At 43.7% G+C, this 311-nt stretch carries 1 rRNA gene; it reads right to left on the reverse strand.

Annotated elements, in window-relative coordinates:
* Positions 1–193 precede the first annotated feature (193 nt).
* Positions 194–306: ribosomal RNA gene (gene rrf, locus IB236_RS24225) — 5S ribosomal RNA — on the reverse strand.
* Positions 307–311 lie beyond the last annotated feature (5 nt).

The following is a 311-nucleotide window of genomic DNA, read 5'->3' on the forward strand; positions in this document are numbered from 1 at the left end:
ATTTTTAAGGATCCCAACAAAACAAATCAGACCAAAATCTTCTTCATTTTGCAAACCTCGCTGCGATCAGCGAAGCCTTGAATTCTAGCACAGCTTTTAAAGAACTGTCAAACTTTTGCTTTCTTTTAACCCATCTATGCAATGAATCAAAAGAAAACACCCAGTACAACACTGGGTGCTTCTTGCTGTAAGAGCCTGACGATGACCTACTTTCACACGGGAACCCGCACTATCATCGGCGCAAAGTCGTTTCACTGTCCTGTTCGGGATGGGAAGGAGTGGGACCAACTTGCTATGGTCATCAGGCATAA

This window comes from Acidovorax sp. ACV02 (assembly GCF_014851475.1).
GTDB classification, from domain to species: Bacteria; Pseudomonadota; Gammaproteobacteria; order Burkholderiales; family Burkholderiaceae_C; genus Acidovorax; species Acidovorax delafieldii.